Raw genomic sequence first — 931 nt, forward strand, 5'->3', positions numbered from 1 at the left:
TTCTCAAGCGAAAGCTCGGGCGCAGTGAGGTTGCCTCATTCTTCGGGAAACTCGAGCGGTGTCAGGTCGTGCTCGAAGCTTGCGGCACATCGCATCATTGGGCGCGCGTCATCCGCGATGCGGGTCATGACGTGAAACTTATTCCGCCGGACATGGTCAAGCCGTTCGTCAAACGTGGCAAGAAAAACGACGCTGTTGACGCCGCAGCCATTTGTCTTGCGGCACTCCATCCCGACACGCGCTTCGTCCCGATCAAAAACGAAGAACAGCAAAGCCTGCTCTCGTTACACTCAACGCGCACACTATTGGTCAAACAGCAGACGATGCTGGTCAATGCGTTGCGCGCGCTTGCAGCGGAATTCGGCTTGATCGTGCCGTTGGGAAACAGTCGCCTGCCCGATCTTCTGGCGAAAATCGAGACATCACCCGATTTGCCCGACGTCATGAAGCAGACCGTCATTTTGATCTTCGAACAATACGGAAAGTTGAGTGAAAGCATCGGATGCCTGGAAAGGCGAATCCAGGCGCACGCCAGGCAGGACGAAGATGCCCGTCGTCTTTTGACAATACCCGGCATCGGCCCGATGACCGCGTCCTTGATCGTGGCATCTGTCACGGATATCGACACTTTCGAAAGTGCGCGGCACTTCGCGGCCTGGCTTGGACTTGTGCCGCGGCAGCACTCGTCCGGCGGAAAGGTCCGGCTGGGCAGGATTACGAAAACGGGCAACCGGGAAATAAGGAAGCTGCTCGTTCTGGGGGCGACATCCATGTCCTTCCGCGCGCAGAAATGGACAAGCGCCGCAGGGGCATGGCTTTGCAAGCTTCTGGAGCGTCGCCCAACACGTCTTGCAACCGTCGCACTTGCCAACAAACTGGCCCGGATCGTCTGGGCTCTCCTGTCGCGCAAAGAGATCTATCGTCCGGCCGG

1 protein-coding gene is annotated in these 931 nt (G+C 58.0%); it reads left to right on the forward strand.

Annotated elements, in window-relative coordinates:
- On the forward strand, positions 1–931 hold a 931-nt coding region (locus tag CFR80_RS18840), incomplete at both ends, for an IS110 family RNA-guided transposase (protein WP_110507877.1).

The sequence above is a fragment of the Komagataeibacter oboediens genome, from assembly GCF_003207815.1.
GTDB lineage: Bacteria > Pseudomonadota > Alphaproteobacteria > Acetobacterales > Acetobacteraceae > Komagataeibacter > Komagataeibacter oboediens.